This is a genomic window from Mucilaginibacter robiniae, assembly GCF_012849215.1.
In the GTDB taxonomy this organism is placed as follows: domain Bacteria; phylum Bacteroidota; class Bacteroidia; order Sphingobacteriales; family Sphingobacteriaceae; genus Mucilaginibacter; species Mucilaginibacter robiniae.
On record NZ_CP051682.1, the window covers coordinates 2914277 to 2931189 of the forward strand.

Annotated in this window: 17 protein-coding genes; 13 read left to right on the forward strand and 4 right to left on the reverse strand. The window is 42.6% G+C overall.

Going from position 1 to position 16913, the window contains the following annotated elements; translation table 11 throughout:
* Window positions 1–31: 31 nt before the first annotated feature.
* Entirely contained in the window at window positions 32–943 is a 912-nt protein-coding gene (locus tag HH214_RS12955; RefSeq protein WP_169608274.1) for an alpha/beta hydrolase, read from the forward strand.
* Window positions 944–1252: 309 nt separating this feature from the next.
* On the opposite strand, the gene HH214_RS12960 is transcribed toward HH214_RS12955, so the two are convergent.
* A complete protein-coding gene (locus tag HH214_RS12960; RefSeq protein ID WP_169608276.1) occupies window positions 1253–2197 on the reverse strand; it encodes a hypothetical protein in 945 nt (314 codons plus the stop codon).
* Between the two features lie 273 nt (window positions 2198–2470).
* The gene (locus tag HH214_RS12965; RefSeq protein ID WP_211166223.1) at window positions 2471–3328 is read right to left on the reverse strand and encodes a transglutaminase family protein; all 858 of its coding nucleotides are present in this window, start codon (window positions 3326–3328) and stop codon (window positions 2471–2473) included.
* 53 nt (window positions 3329–3381) lie between these two features.
* On the opposite strand from HH214_RS12965, the gene HH214_RS12970 reads away from it, so the two are divergent.
* Window positions 3382–3957, forward strand: a complete 576-nt coding sequence (locus tag HH214_RS12970) for a hypothetical protein (RefSeq protein ID WP_169608278.1) — start codon at window positions 3382–3384, stop codon at window positions 3955–3957.
* A 6-nt stretch (window positions 3958–3963) separates the two neighbouring features.
* Here HH214_RS12970 and HH214_RS12975 read toward each other — a convergent pair whose 3' ends face one another.
* Together HH214_RS12975 and rlmN are read right to left on the reverse strand one after the other, a co-directional pair.
* Window positions 3964–4662, reverse strand: a complete 699-nt coding sequence (locus HH214_RS12975; protein WP_169608280.1) for a ComF family protein — start codon at window positions 4660–4662, stop codon at window positions 3964–3966.
* A 107-nt stretch (window positions 4663–4769) separates the two neighbouring features.
* Entirely contained in the window at window positions 4770–5825 is a 1056-nt protein-coding gene (gene rlmN, locus HH214_RS12980; RefSeq protein WP_169611143.1) for a 23S rRNA (adenine(2503)-C(2))-methyltransferase RlmN, read from the reverse strand.
* 169 nt (window positions 5826–5994) lie between these two features.
* On the opposite strand from rlmN, the gene HH214_RS12985 reads away from it, so the two are divergent.
* The 11 genes from HH214_RS12985 (at window position 5995) to HH214_RS13035 (ending at window position 16826) form a co-directional block, all read left to right on the forward strand.
* Window positions 5995–7158, forward strand: coding sequence for an amidohydrolase family protein (locus tag HH214_RS12985; protein ID WP_169608282.1), 1164 nt, complete (start codon window positions 5995–5997; stop codon window positions 7156–7158).
* 46 nt (window positions 7159–7204) lie between these two features.
* A complete protein-coding gene (locus HH214_RS12990) occupies window positions 7205–7489 on the forward strand; it encodes an acylphosphatase (RefSeq protein WP_315853166.1) in 285 nt (94 codons plus the stop codon).
* Between the two features lie 27 nt (window positions 7490–7516).
* The gene (locus tag HH214_RS12995) at window positions 7517–9055 is read left to right on the forward strand and encodes an oligosaccharide flippase family protein (RefSeq protein ID WP_169608284.1); all 1539 of its coding nucleotides are present in this window, start codon (window positions 7517–7519) and stop codon (window positions 9053–9055) included.
* On the forward strand, window positions 9056–9490 hold the full coding sequence (gene dut / locus HH214_RS13000; RefSeq protein WP_169608286.1) for a dUTP diphosphatase: 435 nt from the start codon (window positions 9056–9058) through the stop codon (window positions 9488–9490).
* 3 nt (window positions 9491–9493) lie between these two features.
* Window positions 9494–11221, forward strand: a complete 1728-nt coding sequence (locus HH214_RS13005) for a tetratricopeptide repeat protein (protein ID WP_169608288.1) — start codon at window positions 9494–9496, stop codon at window positions 11219–11221.
* Window positions 11199–11990, forward strand: coding sequence for a DUF4292 domain-containing protein (locus HH214_RS13010; protein ID WP_169608290.1), 792 nt, complete (start codon window positions 11199–11201; stop codon window positions 11988–11990). Before HH214_RS13005 ends, HH214_RS13010 begins: the two co-directional genes overlap by 23 nt.
* 21 nt (window positions 11991–12011) lie before the next feature.
* Window positions 12012–13325 (forward strand): murein hydrolase activator EnvC family protein, encoded by a 1314-nt coding sequence (locus tag HH214_RS13015; protein ID WP_169608292.1) that lies wholly within the window; start codon window positions 12012–12014, stop codon window positions 13323–13325.
* 54 nt (window positions 13326–13379) lie between these two features.
* Window positions 13380–13691 carry a Sec-independent protein translocase subunit TatA/TatB gene (locus HH214_RS13020; protein ID WP_169608294.1) on the forward strand — a complete coding sequence of 104 codons (312 nt, stop codon included), beginning with the start codon at window positions 13380–13382 and terminating at the stop codon, window positions 13689–13691.
* Window positions 13692–13713: 22 nt separating this feature from the next.
* Entirely contained in the window at window positions 13714–13911 is a 198-nt protein-coding gene (locus tag HH214_RS13025) for a Sec-independent protein translocase subunit TatA/TatB (protein ID WP_169608296.1), read from the forward strand.
* Window positions 13912–14005: 94 nt separating this feature from the next.
* A complete protein-coding gene (gene gatA, locus HH214_RS13030) occupies window positions 14006–15445 on the forward strand; it encodes an Asp-tRNA(Asn)/Glu-tRNA(Gln) amidotransferase subunit GatA (protein WP_169608297.1) in 1440 nt (479 codons plus the stop codon).
* A gap of 61 nt (window positions 15446–15506) precedes the next feature.
* Entirely contained in the window at window positions 15507–16826 is a 1320-nt protein-coding gene (locus HH214_RS13035) for a lytic transglycosylase domain-containing protein (protein WP_169608299.1), read from the forward strand.
* Window positions 16827–16913 lie beyond the last annotated feature (87 nt).

Consider the following 16913-nt stretch of genomic DNA (forward strand, 5'->3'; position numbering starts at 1 on the left):
TATGGCTGCTATTAACCCATTATCAACCTTTATGAAAACTCTTCTTCATTTCGCCGTTTTCTTATGTATGGTGAACATTAGTTATGCGCAAAACAACCAGGCAATACCGCTTTACCCCAACGGTGTACCCGGTAGTAAAACTGCCCCGGCTACTTATGCTGAAAAAACAGAAAACGACCGGGTAAGTATGGTGACTAGCCCATCACTCACTCCTTTCTTTCCGGCTAAAGATAAAGCTAATGGAACGGCTGTAATTATTTGCCCTGGTGGTGGCTATTCCCGGCTGGCTATTGAGCATGAGGGGTATGCGGTAGCTCGTAAGTTTAATGAGATAGGCGTAACAGCATTTGTGCTGAAATACCGTTTGCCGAGTGATGTAATTATGGCCGACAAAAGCGTTGGCCCATTGCAGGATGCACAACGGGCTATTCAGTTGGTTAGGCAACGCGCTACCGAATGGCAACTTAATCCTGGCAAGATAGGGATTGTCGGCTTTTCGGCTGGTGGGCATCTGGCATCTACAGCTGGTACGCATTTTAATAAAGCGGTAATTGACAATGCCAGCAACATCAGTGTACGGCCTGATTTTATGGTGTTGCTATACCCGGTAATTACTTTCGGCGAGTTTGCTCACAAAGGCTCGCGCGAAAACCTGATAGGTAAAACGCCAACCACCGAGCAGGTAGATTTATATTCGAACGAGAAGCAGGTAAGCACCCAAACGCCACCTGCCTTTTTAGTGCAGGCGCAAGATGATAAAACCGTACCTGTACAAAACAGTCTGCTGTTTTACGAAGCCCTGACCAAAGCTGGCGTTAAAGCCGAAATGCACATTTATCCTGCCGGCGGACACGGCTTCGGCCTGAACAATGCCACCACCAAAGACCAGTGGTTTGAACGCTGCACCAACTGGATGCTGGCGAATGGCTGGTTAGCGAAGTAAGATTTTTAGCTTAGTTTTTAAAGTTGATGCAGGTGGCATAAAGCTCCATGAAGAAAAGTGTTACAGGTGTTACATGTTTCAGTGTTTAACACCTTGTAACACTGACAAACCATTGGCAGTGGTGGCACTGTTTTGTCAGTGATTTTGGGATTCTTTTGTGGTTTTTTGATGATGGCGACGAAATTAACTGATTGAAGCTTGTGGATAGCAGATTAGTCGTGTAACGTATACAGGCACAAGTAGCCACTACAATTCCCCACCCGACATACTTGCGCCAGAGGTGACTTGTGTCTTTTAAGCAACTAATAATTACTTGACATTTGCTATTTTTAACTCTTTCTTCGTCAATTCTTTCTTTAAAATCTCAGGCGTACTGCCAGCTGTGTAGTATTGTTGGGGTACAAGCACTAAGTTGGCGTTTTCGTTAGTGTAGAACTTGGGTGTTACAAAGCCGTAAAGGCTTTTGGTTGTTTGTAAGGTTTTGTTCCGGTTGCTTTCAAAATCTGCTGATTTCAGGTACGTAATGCAAAGCGCAATATTGTATTGGCCATTTACACTATATTTGCTGTCTATACCCAGAAGCGTTCCCGGATAAACAATTTGGCCTTCCCGAACTACAATACTCCCTTTTTTAAACCCTTGGTAGGTAGCTAGCGTACCATCGGCATGTTCAATTACTACTTCGTTAAGTGTACTTTTATAGGCTAAATCTACCTTTTCGTTGCTTTCATAAATATCTTTTACACTAACCACCATACCTTTGCGTACTGCGGTTACAGTATCTTCATGGTTGGTATTAAAGCGGTAAAATTTCCAATCATCGGGTGTAGTATTACCAAAATACATGGCATTAACAAAGTTTGATTCAAAGGCTTGTACGTGGGTACCCCCTTTAAAAGGGAGCAGGTAAATGAAGTCTGTATCGTATTTGGGCTTTAGTTTACCACGTATATAAGAATAGTTGTATGAAAAGCCGATACCTTGGTCTTTATTTGATGGAGTCAGGGTGAAAAGATTACCGGAATATCCTTTAACATTTAGGGTCTGTTCTCCGGAACTTGTTAAAGTGTTGCTCAGGTTGCTGAAATTAAGCACTACTGTAAAGGTACCTAGGTCGGTTTTGTTATAAGTGAAATCAACACTTCTGTTATCATTAACTTTATAGCTAATTTTCAACGTACTTTCTTGTGCAATAGATTTCAGGGAAATCAGGGCGCTTAGAAATGCTAGCTTAAAAATAATTCGATATTTCATGAAGGAATAGGTTAAGTTGAATGCAACTTACTAACTAAGTTGTTAAAAAGCAAAGTGAAGAAAAAATAAGCTAGTAGTATGTGCATGAGAGGAGCATGAACAAAATAAGAGGTAGGTTCAGTTGATAAACTGGGATCCAATTAGCTCTGCCAAAGTTCCTTTTCAATAATACTTAAATATAAAAAGCCAGTGTCACAAAGTATAACACTGGCAAAAACTTGTTAGTAGCTTGGTAGTAACGCTCTATGTATCTTGCAATAATCTATTTGTAAGTTACCCTAATATCCCCAGCAATTCAGTTAACTCACGCACTTTATCCATAGAGCCTAGCTGCTCGTACGAACTAATCAGGTTGCGCAAAACACGGCGTACAATATCGTCGTTCGAGCAGGGTTCATAGTATTGTTTTTCTACTTTCAAGTTCAGCTGCTTCAAAAACGAATCTACATCACGACGGCCAAAAATAAAGCCCTTGTTAAAGGCATTGATGTAAAATAGCACACCACCTTCATACTCATTTTTGTAGGCTTCATCCATATAAGCCAGTATGAAGTATTGCGGCAGGTTAACCCCATAAATGGGAATGTCCAGCTTTTGGGCAATCACCGAATAGATGATTGCCAGCGAAATCTGGTTTCCCTTTTTAGTTTCCAGCACCTGGTTCAGGTAGCTGTTTTGCGGATTCTGGTGATTGGTGGTATTGCCGCTAAAACCATGAATATTGTACAACACATGGTTAATCAGTTTCACCTGGTCTGACGGGCTGCCCTCAAACATCATTTGCATCCAGATGTCGCGTTTAATGGCTTCAATCTGGTTAATAATTTTCTGCTCGTCTAAATCAGGGTATTGGTATTTGTTGATGATGAGCACGCCACGCAGCAAATCAAAAGAACCGCCCTGGTGCCATAGTTCCAATTCATTTTTAACCAAACTGAACTGAATTTCATGTACCAGGTTGGCAATACGTTCCTGCTGTACCGGGTCAAAAGCCTGTTCCCAAGCTGATTCCAAGTACTCTACAGCTATAGGACCGTATGATAATAACTTGTCATGTACATGTTCAAAAATTTCCCGGTCTGGGTCGTCTAGTAATTGTATCAATGATTTTATTTCGGTCTCATTAATCATGCACTCCATCCTCTCTGCTAAAAAATACTAAAGCTTTATCTACTTTTACAACCGTGTTTAACCTAAAGTTTGCAGCAAAGCATATTTTGCACCGCTTTAAAGCCATTACCCGGCATGGCTTGCATTCGCCGTTTGTTTACCGGTTGGTTGATGAGGTAATTTACGATTTTTCGCCCAAAAAAGTATATGCCGATATGCAAAACAGCCTGGCCGATGTGCATAAATTAAACCGCGTTGACAAACTGCTGTACCGTTTGGTAAGTGATGCCCATCCCCGGCATTTATACACGTTAACTGAACCAACCCCAGCTGACCAGCTAATAATGCAAACAGCCGCACCTCAAGCTACCTGGCTCAAGCCTGAACAACCAACCCCGGCCGACCTGATTTGGATTGATGCCCACCAGCATCCCGAACGTTTGTGGCTGTATTTTGAACAAAGCTTAACGCACGTACAAGCGCAAACCTGTATGCTGATTAAAAATGTTCATCGTAATGCGCAAACCGAACAAGCTTGGCAGGCAATCAAAGCTAACCCACAGGTAACCGTAACGGTTGATTTATTTTGGCTGGGCTTAGTCTATTTCAGAACAGGGCAGGTGCGGGAAGATTTTTTAATTCGATTTTGAAAATCCCTACACGGCATAAGCAATAGTAGCTATGCTCAAAGTTAAGCCGGGCACTTGCAGCAAAGCTAATCCGCAGGCTTCCAGTGTGGAGCCGGTGGTTACAATATCATCAACCAATAAAATGTGCTTGTTCATAAGTGCTGCCGGGTTTTTAATGGCGAAAACCTCCTGCATGTTCTCAAATCGTGCAAACCTTGATTTTTGGGTTTGTGTAGCAGTATTTATGGTGCGTATCAGGTTATGCTCCTCAACCTGGGCATTCAGTTTGGCGGCTAGTCCGTCGGCAAAGCAAGTACTTTGGTTATAGCCCCGCTTGCGGAAACGTTTTATATGCAAGGGTACAGGTATAATTACATCCACCGAAGCAAAAGTGGGGTTTTGCATCAACTGTGCGCCGGCTATCTGGCCCAGGCGGTTGCCAATGGCTGGCATATCCTGATATTTAAACTGGTGCATGAGGTGTTGTACCTTGCTGCCTTTTTCAAAATACAATAAGGCATAAGCGGCCTGCACTTGTAATTTACCCCAAAACTGTTGCGCTACAATATTATCAGGTTGTTGATGAAACTGCGTGTAAGGCAGGTTGTACAAGCAATCGGTACAAATTAAGCTCTCGGTGCCCAGTAAAGTGCTGTTGCAAGCCTGGCAAAGCCGCGGATAAATCAGGCTAATAAAATCGGCCAGGTAGCTGTTGCGCAGGTTCATGGTGCAAAGGTGAATACAGCACCAAGAATAAAAAATATAGCTTGTAAAATCAAATAGTTAAAGCCGAAACTTAGCTAACTTAACTTTCTAACACTGCATTCTCAGCTCTATACAACAGCCGCTTGTTCTTTTACGGCTAATTGTCCGCAAGCAGCGTCAATGTCTTTGCCCCGGCTGCGGCGTACGTTGGTGATGATGCCTTGTTTACGCAGGTAAGTCGCAAAAGCATCAATCTTGTCTTCGCCGGCATTCAGGAAATCAGCAAACGAGATCGGATTGTATTCAATGATGTTTACCTTGCAAGGCAGATGCTTGCAAAAGCGAGCCAGTTCCATGGCATCCTGTAAGCCATCATTAAAGTTATGAAACACGATGTATTCGTAAGTAACGGGGTTTTTGGTTTTGTTATAGTAGTATTTCAAAGCTTCAGCCAATGCCTTCAACGAGTTTTGCTCATTAATTGGCATAATCTGGTTACGCTTCTCATCATTAGCAGCATGGAGTGACAAAGCCAGGTTAAATTTTACCTGATCGTCGCCCAGTTTTTTAATCATCTTGGCAATACCTGCGGTAGATACCGTAATACGCTTAGCCGCCATGCCTAAGCCATCTTCGGCAGTAATGCGCTCAACTGATTTTAGTACATTGGCATAGTTCAGCAAAGGTTCGCCCATCCCCATGTACACAATATTGGTTAAAGGGAGATTATAATTTTGTTGTGCCTGCTGACTAATTAATACTACCTGGTCGTAAATTTCATCGGCATTCAGGTTGCGTTTACGATCCATGTAGCCGGTAGCACAAAACTTACAGGTAAGACTGCACCCAACCTGCGATGATACGCAGGCCGTCATCCGCTCTGGGGTTGGAATTAAAACGCCTTCAATTAAGTGCGTATCGTGCAACTTAAAGGAATTTTTTATAGTTTTATCGGCGCTGAACTGTGAGTTGTGGATTTTAACAGCATTAATGGTGAAATGCTCATCCAGTTTGTGACGAAGTTCTTTAGATATGTTACTCATGTCATCAAACGATACACATGATTTTTTCCAAAGCCATTCATACACTTGCTTAGCTCTGAAGCTTTTCTCGCCCAGGCTAACAAAGCGTTGTTGCAAAGCTTCCAGGCTCAGGCTGCGGATGTCTGTTTTACCTTGATTTATACTCACCTTACAAAGGTAAGTAATTTATACTTGCTACGATTTCAGGTTGCGTTTTTGAATTGTAAAATTAAAAAACAACAACTAAAAGTTAATTGTATTTAATGCGTTCTACATTAAAATAGTTATGGGGTAATTTAAGATGGGATAGAGTATTGATTAATTTCATTAAATGAAAAGTTTTAGAGCCGATTACGTTTTTCCTATTAGTGCCGATCCGATAAAGAATGGAATTATTACCGTTGATGATTACGGCAAGATTATATCAGTTGACAGTTATGCAAAGCCTGGGGTTCAGGTTGAGCAGTTAAACGGCGTTTTATGCCCGGGGTTTATCAATACCCATTGTCATCTTGAACTTTCGCATCTTCATAACAAAATACAGCAGCAAACCGGGCTGGTTGATTTCATCAAAGCTGTACAGCAGTTCCGGAACGTTGACCCTGCCGAGGCTACCGAAGCCGCATTAAAGGCCGACCAGGAAATGTATGATGAGGGCATTGTTGCCGTTGGTGATATTTCCAACAGTGCGCTTACTATCCCCATCAAAACCAACAGCAAAATATACTACCATACTTTTATTGAAGTATTCAGCTTTTTGCCCGAACGCGCTGAAGCTGTATTTCAAAATGCGCTGGAACTGCATAAGCAATTTAAGCCTTTATCGTGCTCCATTACGCCCCATGCGCCATACTCGGTTTCTAAAGAGCTGTTCCGGCTGATTAAAAATTACAGTGATACTAATGATAACTTATTAACTATTCATAATCAGGAATCTGAAGAAGAGAACAAGTTTTACCGTTACAAGCTAGGCGACTTTTTAGGTTTGTACGAGAGCTTTGGTATGGATATTTCCAGCTTTAAACCACAAGCCCGCAATTCTATACAAACAGTAGTTCCGTTGTTAAGCAATAAGCCTAACGTACTGCTGGTGCATAATACCTGCACCAACCTGAAAGATATTTATTTTGTTAAACGTTTTGATCGTAAAGTAAACTGGTGTTTTTGCCCGAATGCTAATTTGTATATTGAAGGTAAGCTACCCAAAATGGGCTTGTTTTTAGATGAAGGCTTTAACCTCACTTTAGGCACCGATAGCTTGGCCTCCAATAGCCGGCTTTCTATATTAGATGAAATGCGTACACTGTGTACCAATTTTCCGTCATTAACGCTGAACCGCCTGCTGGAATGGGCTACCTTAAACGGAGCACAATATTTGGGAGTAGATGATAGTTTAGGTACGCTAGAGCCGGGTAAAACGCCAGGACTGAACTTGTTAACCAACTTGGACGGGCTAAAAATTACCCCCGAAACCCAAGTAACGCGCATCGTATAAAAACAAGCCTTGCTGCATTGGCGGTATCTTGGTACTTTTGTAACTGATGATAAAGCATTTAAATATTACGGTGCAAGGCAAAGTGCAAGGGGTTTCTTACCGAGCCACTACCAAAGCCGTTGCCGACCAACTGGGGGTGCGGGGCTTTGTGAAAAACACCGAAGATGGTGGCGTATATATTGAAGCCGAAGCCGAATCTACCCTGATGGATATGTTTATAGAGTGGTGCAACGAAGGTCCGGAAAGGGCTAGGGTAACTGCCGTGCATACCGAAGAAGGTGACGTGAAAGACTATCGTAATTTCGAGATAGTAAAAAAGAAAATAGCCTAACACTGTATATTAAAACCGTAAAAAGCATTGTCGACCGCTAAAAAATTTGCCGGCCAAACGGCTGTATATGGTATTAGTACGATAGCCAGCCGAGTACTTACCTTTTTCCTGACGCCGGTTTATACCCGCGCATACCCCTTGGGTGCCTACGGTATTATTACCACCATGTATAGCTATGTATCCATGCTGAATGCCATGCTGACGTTTGGTATGGAAACCACTTTTTTCAGGTACCTGAACAAGTATCCGGACAATAAGCAGCAGGTGTACAACAATGCATTTGCCTCGGTACTCACGGTTACTATTATCTTTTTACTCTGTAGTATTCCTTTCGCTGGCCACATTGCCGATTTTGTGGATATCAGTCATGCCAAAAAGGTAGGCCATACAACTGCTCATGCAGTAGTGGGTACTACGCACGCTGACTTTTTAAAATACACTTACCTCTTTTTAGCCACCGTAATTGTTGATGCCTGGTGCGCCATTCCGTTCGTAAAAATACGCGCCGACGGAAAACCATCTCGTTATGGCATGATTAAACTAGCCAGCGTACTGGTTTTTGTGGCGTTCAACCTGACGTTTATCTACGTAGTACCGTTCTGGATCAACCACCAACTAGCCGGCACAAACTGGCTTGCGCAATGGTATATACCGGGCTGGGTAGGCTATGTTTTTGTATCAGAGCTAACCTCCAGCATTATTACATTGCTGTTGCTGCTGCCAGAACTGCTGAAAATTAGGTTTAGCATCAATGGTAAAATGCTGTTGAATATGTTTAGCTACAGCTGGCCTATACTCATCGCTAATTTATCGTACCTGGTTAATGAAAATATTGATAACGTATTATTAGGTAAACTTTTACCGGCCGATAGTTTACGGGATGTAGCTATTTATGGGGGGTGCCGTAAAATATCTATTTTCCTGAGCATATTTGTTAATGCTTTCCGATTGGGAGCCGAACCGTTTTTCTTTAATCATGCAAAAAATAAAAATGCCGGCCAAACCTATGCCCGCATTATGGATTACTTCGTGATTACGGTTTGCTTAATATTTGTAGCGCTCATCGCCAACATCGAAATCCTGAAGTACTTCATTAAAGGCCCTGATGCACGGCAAACGGCTTTGTATTGGACGGGCTTACCGGTGGTACCGCCGCTGGTGTTCGGCTATGTAAGTTTAGGTATCTACATGAATTTGTCTATCTGGTACAAGTTGTCTGATCAAACCAAGTACGGGTTGTATATTTCAGGTATAGGTGCTATTATAACTATTATTCTGAATGTGATTTTTATTCCGAAATACAGCTATATGGCCGCCGCCTGGACCTCGCTGATCGCGTATGCTACCATGATGGTGCTTTCTTATATTCTGGGGCAAAAAAATTATCCTATCCCGTACAATCTCAAAAAGAACATGGCTTATATCATAAGCTCTGTTATTATCGTTTATTTATCATTCAGTATATTTAACCGTAATATTTGGATAGGGAATGCACTATTCATCGCTTTTGCTGCTGTGGCTCTATTTACCGAACGAAAACAATTAATCGCTATATTTAAAAAGTAAATGCTTATCCGCATAATCAATCATTCTGAAAATACATTGCCGGCTTATGAAACGCTACATGCCGCCGGTATGGATTTACGTGCCAACCTGGAAGAGCCGGTGACCCTGCAACCGCTGGAACGTAAACTGATTCCAACTGGTTTGCACATTGAACTGCCCGAAGGTTATGAAGCGCAAATACGGCCTCGTAGTGGTTTGGCATTTAAGCATGGTATTGGTATCGTGAACTCGCCGGGCACGGTTGATGCAGATTATCGGGGCGAAATAAAAGTGCTGCTGGTTAATTTATCTAACGAGGTTTTTGAAATAAAATCGGGCGACCGCATTGCTCAGATGGTGGTGGCTAAGCACGAGAAAGTAGAGTGGGAGCAGGTAACTCAACTGAGCGAAACATCGCGCGGTATGGGTGGTTATGGACATACAGGCATTGGCTAAACCATGAAATTAAAACACATCAGCATAGGGTTATTGTGGCTTCCGGCTGCGGCATTGGCGCAAACTAAAAGCAATGCTGATAAAGCTATGGGCCGCCATCCGGTAACCAATGCCGATAGCATTGCGATGCAGCAATTGTACTATTCGGCGTTGCGCGAAAAAATGGTGGAAAACCTACCGTTAGCTACTGATTTGTTTAACCGTGTGTTGCAAAGTGATGCTGGTAACGATGCCGCTATGTACGAATTGGCTTCGATACAAAAGCAGCAAAATAAAACTGCCGACGTACAGCAACTGCTGGAACGGGCTGTAGCCCTAAAACCTAACAATGAATGGTACTGGCAGGCGCTGGCCGATAGCTACGAGAAAACCAACGACATACCCAAGCTGGACCATGTGTTTGACGAACTGCTACGCCTAAATGCCGACAAGCCCGAATATTACTTTAACAAAGCTAATGTTTTATACTTGGAAAAGCGGTATGATGAAGCTTTAGCCATTTATAGCCGGTTAGAACAAAAAACCGGCCTTACGGATGATATTATTGCCAACCGGCAGCGCGTGTATTTGAAACAAGGTAAGGTAGATTTAGCCGCCAGTCAATTAGAGCAGATGATAGAAAACAATCCGTCGGACGTGCGCTATTACCTGACTTTGGCTGAACTGTATAATGCCAATAACTTTACAGATAAAGCATTAAAGGTATTGCAGAAAGCTGAAAAGATAAGTCCGGATAATGGTTTAGTGCATTTAGCTTTGGCAGATACCTATCGCACCAAAAAAGATACAGAAAGCAGCTTTAACGAAATTGAAAAAGCTTTTGCAGCCCCTGATTTGGATGTGGAGCAAAAAGTTCGCATTGTGATGGGCTATCTGCCCAAATTATCCGACCCGAATGCTAAAGCTAGCGCCTTAGCTTTAAGCAAAATATTAATTACTACACACCCAACTGATGCCAAAGCTTGGGCGTTGTACGGTGATATGCTGGGACAAAACAATCAGTTTAAAGAAGCTAAAGCCGCTTATAAAAAAGCAGTGCAGCTGAATACCGACATTTATGCGGTGCAGGAACAACTGGTAAGGCTGGAGTTAGGCGATAATGAATTAGATGAAGCTATCAAAGATGGTGAAAATGCTTTATCGCTGTTCCCGAACCAGGCATGGATGAACTACTTGGTAGGCGTAGCATGGCTGCAAAAAAAGAACCCGACCAAAGCAGTAGGTTACCTGAAAAATGCAGCATCGTTAGATATGCAGGATAAAGAACTCATGGCGCAGAGCTATGCGGTTCTGGGCGATACTTATCATGAACTGAGAGACAACGCCAAATCAGACCAGGCGTATGATAAGGCATTAACTTATGGGCCCGATAATGCTTACACGCTAAACAATTACGCTTACTATTTATCAGTCAGGAACGAGCAATTGGATAAAGCGGCGCAAATGTCAAAGCATAGCAATGAGTTGCAGCCCAATACGCCATCATTCGAAGATACTTACGCCTGGATATTGTTTAAACAAAAAAAATATACGGATGCCAAGCTGTGGATTGAAAAAGCCCTGGCGCATGGTAAAGATAAAAGTGCTACGCAAACCGAACATTACGGCGATATATTGTTTTACTTGGGCGATGTAGATAACGCCGTACAAAACTGGAAGAAAGCAAAAGAGTATGGCGGTACGTCGCCATTGTTAGACCGAAAAATTAATGAAAAGAAATATATTGAATAAGCTGCTGATTGCGGCTTGCGTAGTTGGAATGTGGGGATGTAAAGCTAAAAAGCAATTGGTAAGCCGTCCGGCAGCAGCGCCGGTAACCACTGCCGAAAATAGTAAAGTGGCTAAAATTAATGCCATTCGTTCAAGGCAGGTAAGCTACAATACCTTTTCGGGTAAGGCTAAAACCAAGCTGAATATTGATGGTAAAAGCAATGATGTAACCCTGAACATCCGCATACAGCATGGGCAAAAAATATGGGTGTCAATTACCGCGTTAATCGGTATTGAGGTAGCGCGGGCAGTAATTACGCCAGATAGCATTCAGGTGGTAAACCGTTTGCAAAGCGTGTATCTGAAAAAGCCTTTCAGCTATATTTATACTTATGCCAGCCGTCAGGTAAATTTCAATACGGTAGAATCATTACTGGTAGGTAATGCTATTCCCGAACTATTAAACGCTAATGCAAGTTTAGAGCCTACAGCCAACGGTGGGCTAACTATTAAAGGTAACTTGCAAGGGTTATTGTACAGCTTAATGTTAGGTTCTGATTTAAAGGTTAATCAAACCAGTTTGGCTAACCAGGCGGCTAATCAATCATTACAGGTAAGCAACAGTGAGTTTATACAAGTTACCGACCGGGTTATGCCATCGCAAATAGGTATTAAATCTACAGTGGGCCGTAATAATATACAAGCTGATTTACATTACAGCCGTGCCGACTTTGACCAAACGCTTGAATATCCGTTCAATATTCCCGATGGTTATTCGCCAGCCCATTAATTTTCAATATTTTTGGGGCGGATGAAACTGGTAAAAGTTGTATTATTATTGGTAATGGTGTGCGGCGCTTTAGCTGTACATGCACAAAGCAGTGCCGAGTTAAAACGCCAGCGTGCTAAATTAAACAGCGAGCTGGATGATTTGAACCGGGAATATCAAGCTACCGTACAAAACAAACGCGCTTCTTTAAAGCAACTGAATTTGCTGAAAGAGCAGATTACGCTTCGGGAAAATAAAATTACTACCATTAACTCTGAAGTGCGTTTGCTGGATAACCAGATTTCGCAAAACACCAATACGGTACATAGTTTACAAGGCCAGCTAGAGCAGCTTAAACAGCAGTATGCAGCCATGATTGTGTTTGCCTACCATAACCAAAGCGCTTATAATAAGCTGATGTTTGTTTTCGCTTCTAAAGACTTTAACCAGGCTTATAAGCGGCTAAAGTATTTACAACAATTCGGTGATTACCGCCAGCGCCAGGCCGAATCTATACAAGGCACGCAAAAAGACCTGCACGTTAAGATAAACCAGCTTGATCGTACCAAAAACGAAAAAAGCAGTTTACTGCATGAAGAAGAAAATGAAAAAGAAACTTTAGGCAAACAGCAGAACGAGCAAGTAGCTGTAGTGAACGATTTATCAAAGCAACAAGGCCAGCTTAAACAGCAGCAGCGTGAAGCTTTGGCGCAACGCCGGCGTTTAGACCGGCAGATTGCAGCTACCATCAGGCAGGAAATTGAAAATGCCCGTCGTGAAGCAGAAGCCAGAGCGCGTGCCGAGGCTGCCCGGCAGGCTGCTTTAGCTGCGGAGAGAGCTAAGGCCGAAAACAGGCCGGCAGCAACAGTTGCCGCAGCAGCCAAACCTAAGCCGGTTGAACGAAAATCAGATTCGGAAGTATTAACTGCAACGCCAGAGGCTGCCAAATTATCGAATGATTTTTTGGGTAACAGAGGACGTTTGCCCTGGCCGGTTGCCAATGGTATTGTTACGCAAAACTTTGGCACCTACTATATGGAAGGCATCCAGATGGATAACCAAGGGATTGATATCAAAACCGGAAGCGGAGCATCTGTACGGGCTGTATTTGATGGCGAGGTGCGTAAAGTGGCCAACATTAGCGGTAGTTATTTGTTAATTATTGAACATGGGGAGTACTTTACGGTGTACTCAAACCTGCAATCGGTTAGTGTTGCACGCGGGCAAAAAGTAAGTACGCGCCAAACCGTAGGTACAGCAGGTACTGACCCTTCTACCGGCGAAACTTCTATCGGTTTTGAGTTGCATAAAGGCAAAGCGGCCGTGAACCCAAAAAGTTGGTTAGCTGCACAATAGTTTAAACTATATAGCGTATTAATTGTATATATTTGTACCTTTAAATAAGCAACTATGTTAAGCGCAGTTTTTCTGTTTCTGAATATTGGCACACCGGAGTTGATATTGATACTTTTTGTGGCCCTGCTGTTGTTTGGCGGCGAAAAACTGCCCGAATTAGCACGCGGATTAGGCAAAGGTATTCGTGACTTTAAAGATGCCTCTGAAGGTGTAAAGCGGGAGATTCATAATCAAATAAATAATTTTGATACCAAACCGGAACCTTCTGAAGTTCGTAACTTACCTGTAACCGAAACCCGTACCGAAATTGCTGATACAGAAGTGCCGGCAAATGATCCGGCTTCACCAGTAAATAAAGAGTATTAAAATATATTAAATTAAAACAATCATGGGATTAGGCGCACCAGAAATCATTCTGATTATCATTGCAATTTTAATTCTGTTTGGCGGACGTAAAATTCCTGAACTTATGAAAGGTTTGGGCCAAGGCGTAAAAGAATTTAAAGACGCATCAAACAATAGCAAAGATAATACCACCACCACTACGACTACAACTGACGAAAGACATACCAACGTACGCCCATAATTAGGCATTACGTTAGCCATATTTTTCTGCTAAACTTATCTGCAGGTAACATCTTATTGTTATCAACAGATAAGTTTTTTTATTTTAGCGACCTATGCTAAAACAATACACCACTTTAACCCGCATACAGGATGATTTGCGAAGTGGGCAAACCTCGGTTAAAGAACTGGTGCAGCACTACCTGCAGCAAATTGAAAAGTATGCTCACCTAAATGCTTTTAATGAAGTATTTGGACAGGAAGCCTTGGGCTTAGCCGAGCAATTGGATAACCGCATGCAAGCAGGCGAACCTACAGGCAGGCTGGCCGGTTTGGTTATTGGCATTAAAGATAATATTTGTTACAAAGGGCATCAGGTAACTGCCTCCAGTAAAATACTGGACGGGTTTACTTCTATCTACTCAGCTACCATAGTAGAGCGTTTGCTGGCCGAAGATGTTATTATCATTGGCCGATGTAATTGCGATGAGTTTGCTATGGGCGCCTCTAACGAGAGTTCTTATTATGGCGCGGTGAAAAATCAGGCAGATGAAAGTAGGGTAGCGGGCGGTTCATCTGGCGGTTCGGCGGTGGCTGTACAGGCAGGCATGTGTCATGCCACTATCGGTACGGATACGGGTGGTTCGGTAAGGCAGCCAGCTTCTTTTTGTGGGGTTATTGGCTTAAAGCCTACTTATGGCCGTGTATCAAGGCATGGTATTATTGCTTACGCTTCTTCGTTCGATCAGGTGGGGCCGGTTACCCAATCGGTAGAAGATGCTGCCTTACTGCTGGAAGTTATGGCCGGGCCTGATGATTATGATGGCACGCTGGCGCAAGTATCAGTTCCGGCATATAGTCAAGAATTGAATACCCAAGTTGCCCCACAAAAAATAGCGTATTTAAAAGAAGCTTTGGAAAGCGAGGGTGTAGATGCTGAGGTTAAAGAAACTTTACGCAAAGCCATCGACCAACTAAAAGCTGCCGGGCATACGGTAGAACCTGTTTCATTCGAATACCTGGATTATGTAGTGCCCACCTATTATGTGCTAACCATGGCCGAAGCTTCATCCAACCTGGCCCGTTATGATGGTGTACATTATGGTTACCGTAGCCCGAACGCGGTAGATTTAGTGACCACCTATAAACGTTCCCGTTCTGAAGGTTTTGGCAAGGAGGTAAAACGCCGTATTATGCTGGGCACATTCGTGTTAAGTGCCGGTTATTATGATGCTTACTACGCAAAAGCTCAAAAGGTAAGACGATTGATTAAAGAGCGTACCGATGAGATATTACAACACTATAATTTTATACTAAGCCCAACAGCGCCCGAACCTGCCTTTAAAATAGGACGGCAGGAGAAAGATCCGGTAGTAACTTATCTGGAAGATATTTTTACAGTACAAGCTTCATTGGCAGGCGTACCGGCTATTTCTTTACCTGTGCAAAATAATAGTGCAGGATTACCGTTAGGTTTACAATTCATAACAAAAGCGTTCGCTGAAGCTGAATTATTAGAATTTTCGAAATATTTTTTGAACTTACTTAAAAGTTAATAATTTAGTAGTTGAACAAAAGCGCAATAAACTGCGTATAAAATCCTTTAATCCCTAAATAATGGAGAAACTATTTACGATTATTGTTTGCTTGTTTTTGGTCAATACCAGCACATCAGCCTTTGCTCAGGCTACAGATTCTGATACTAGCTTTACAGAACAAAACTCAGGCCAAAACTTTAACTATCTGCAAAATTTTAAACAAAAAAGCAATTTAGTTTCTTCAGCAGTTAAACAGGGGTTATATGAAAACTCTGTATTTAAAATCCGATTAGATTCTGTACAGAAAGATATTCCTTTAGACTACAACGAGTATGTACAAAGCTACATCAACCAATACACTGCACCCGGTCGTCGTGACGAGATGGGCCGCATTATGGGTTTAGCTAAATATTACTTTCCTATTTACGAAAAAGCTTTCCGTGATGCTGGCGTTCCGGAAGAAATCAAATTCTTGTCTATTGTAGAATCTGCTTTAAACCCTAATGCCGTATCAAGAGTAGGCGCTACTGGTCCGTGGCAGTTTATGTCCTCTACTGCTAAAATCTATGGGTTAAGCATGAATAACTACATTGATGAACGTCGTGATCCTATCCAGGCCAGCTATGCTGCAGCAGCTTACTTAAAAGATGCTTACCAGGAGTTTGGCGATTGGTTGCTGGCCATTGCTTCCTACAACTGCGGTAAAAACGCTGTAGAGCGTGCTATGGAGCAAGCCGATGCTATGGATTACTGGTCGGTTCGCCAGTACCTGCCAGCCGAAACCCGCAACTATGTACCGGCTTTTATTGCTACAGCTTATGTCATGAATTTCTACAATCAACACGGTATCATGCCACAGGCTTGCAACATGAATATGAAGAATGATACAGTAATGGTAAACAAGTTTGTATCATTAAACAATGTAGCCCGCGTGCTGAATATAGATGTAAACCAATTAGCTCTGCTAAACCCGGCTTACACCCAGCGTATAGTTAACGGTACAGCTAAAGTGCCACGCCGCATGATTATTCCGCAAATGGATAAAGCTAAATTCAGCGTGTTGTATGATACCCTGAATGGCGAAACCTTAATGGCTTCTGCACAACCAGCTACGGCTGCTCTGCCAGATGTTGCTGCTTTACCAGCTCCTAAACTGCCATCGTTCCATAAAGTGAAAAAAGGCGAAACCTTATCCGGCATTGCCGATCGCTATGGTATCGAGTTGCAGGAACTTAAAAACTGGAACCATTTACATGGCAGCAAAGCCGTTCCTGGTCAGCGCCTGCAAATCAGCACTGGCGATTTATCGGTAGGGAAAACTGCATCGCCACGTAACAAAAATTATGTTACTTACAACCAAACTGGTTCGGTAGGAGCTAGTATGGCTATGGCCAATTAATTAAATATAATTTAATAAAAATTAACTGATGCGTTATCTGGGTTACTGTTAAAGGTAAATCAGGTAACGCATTTTTATTTATACCTA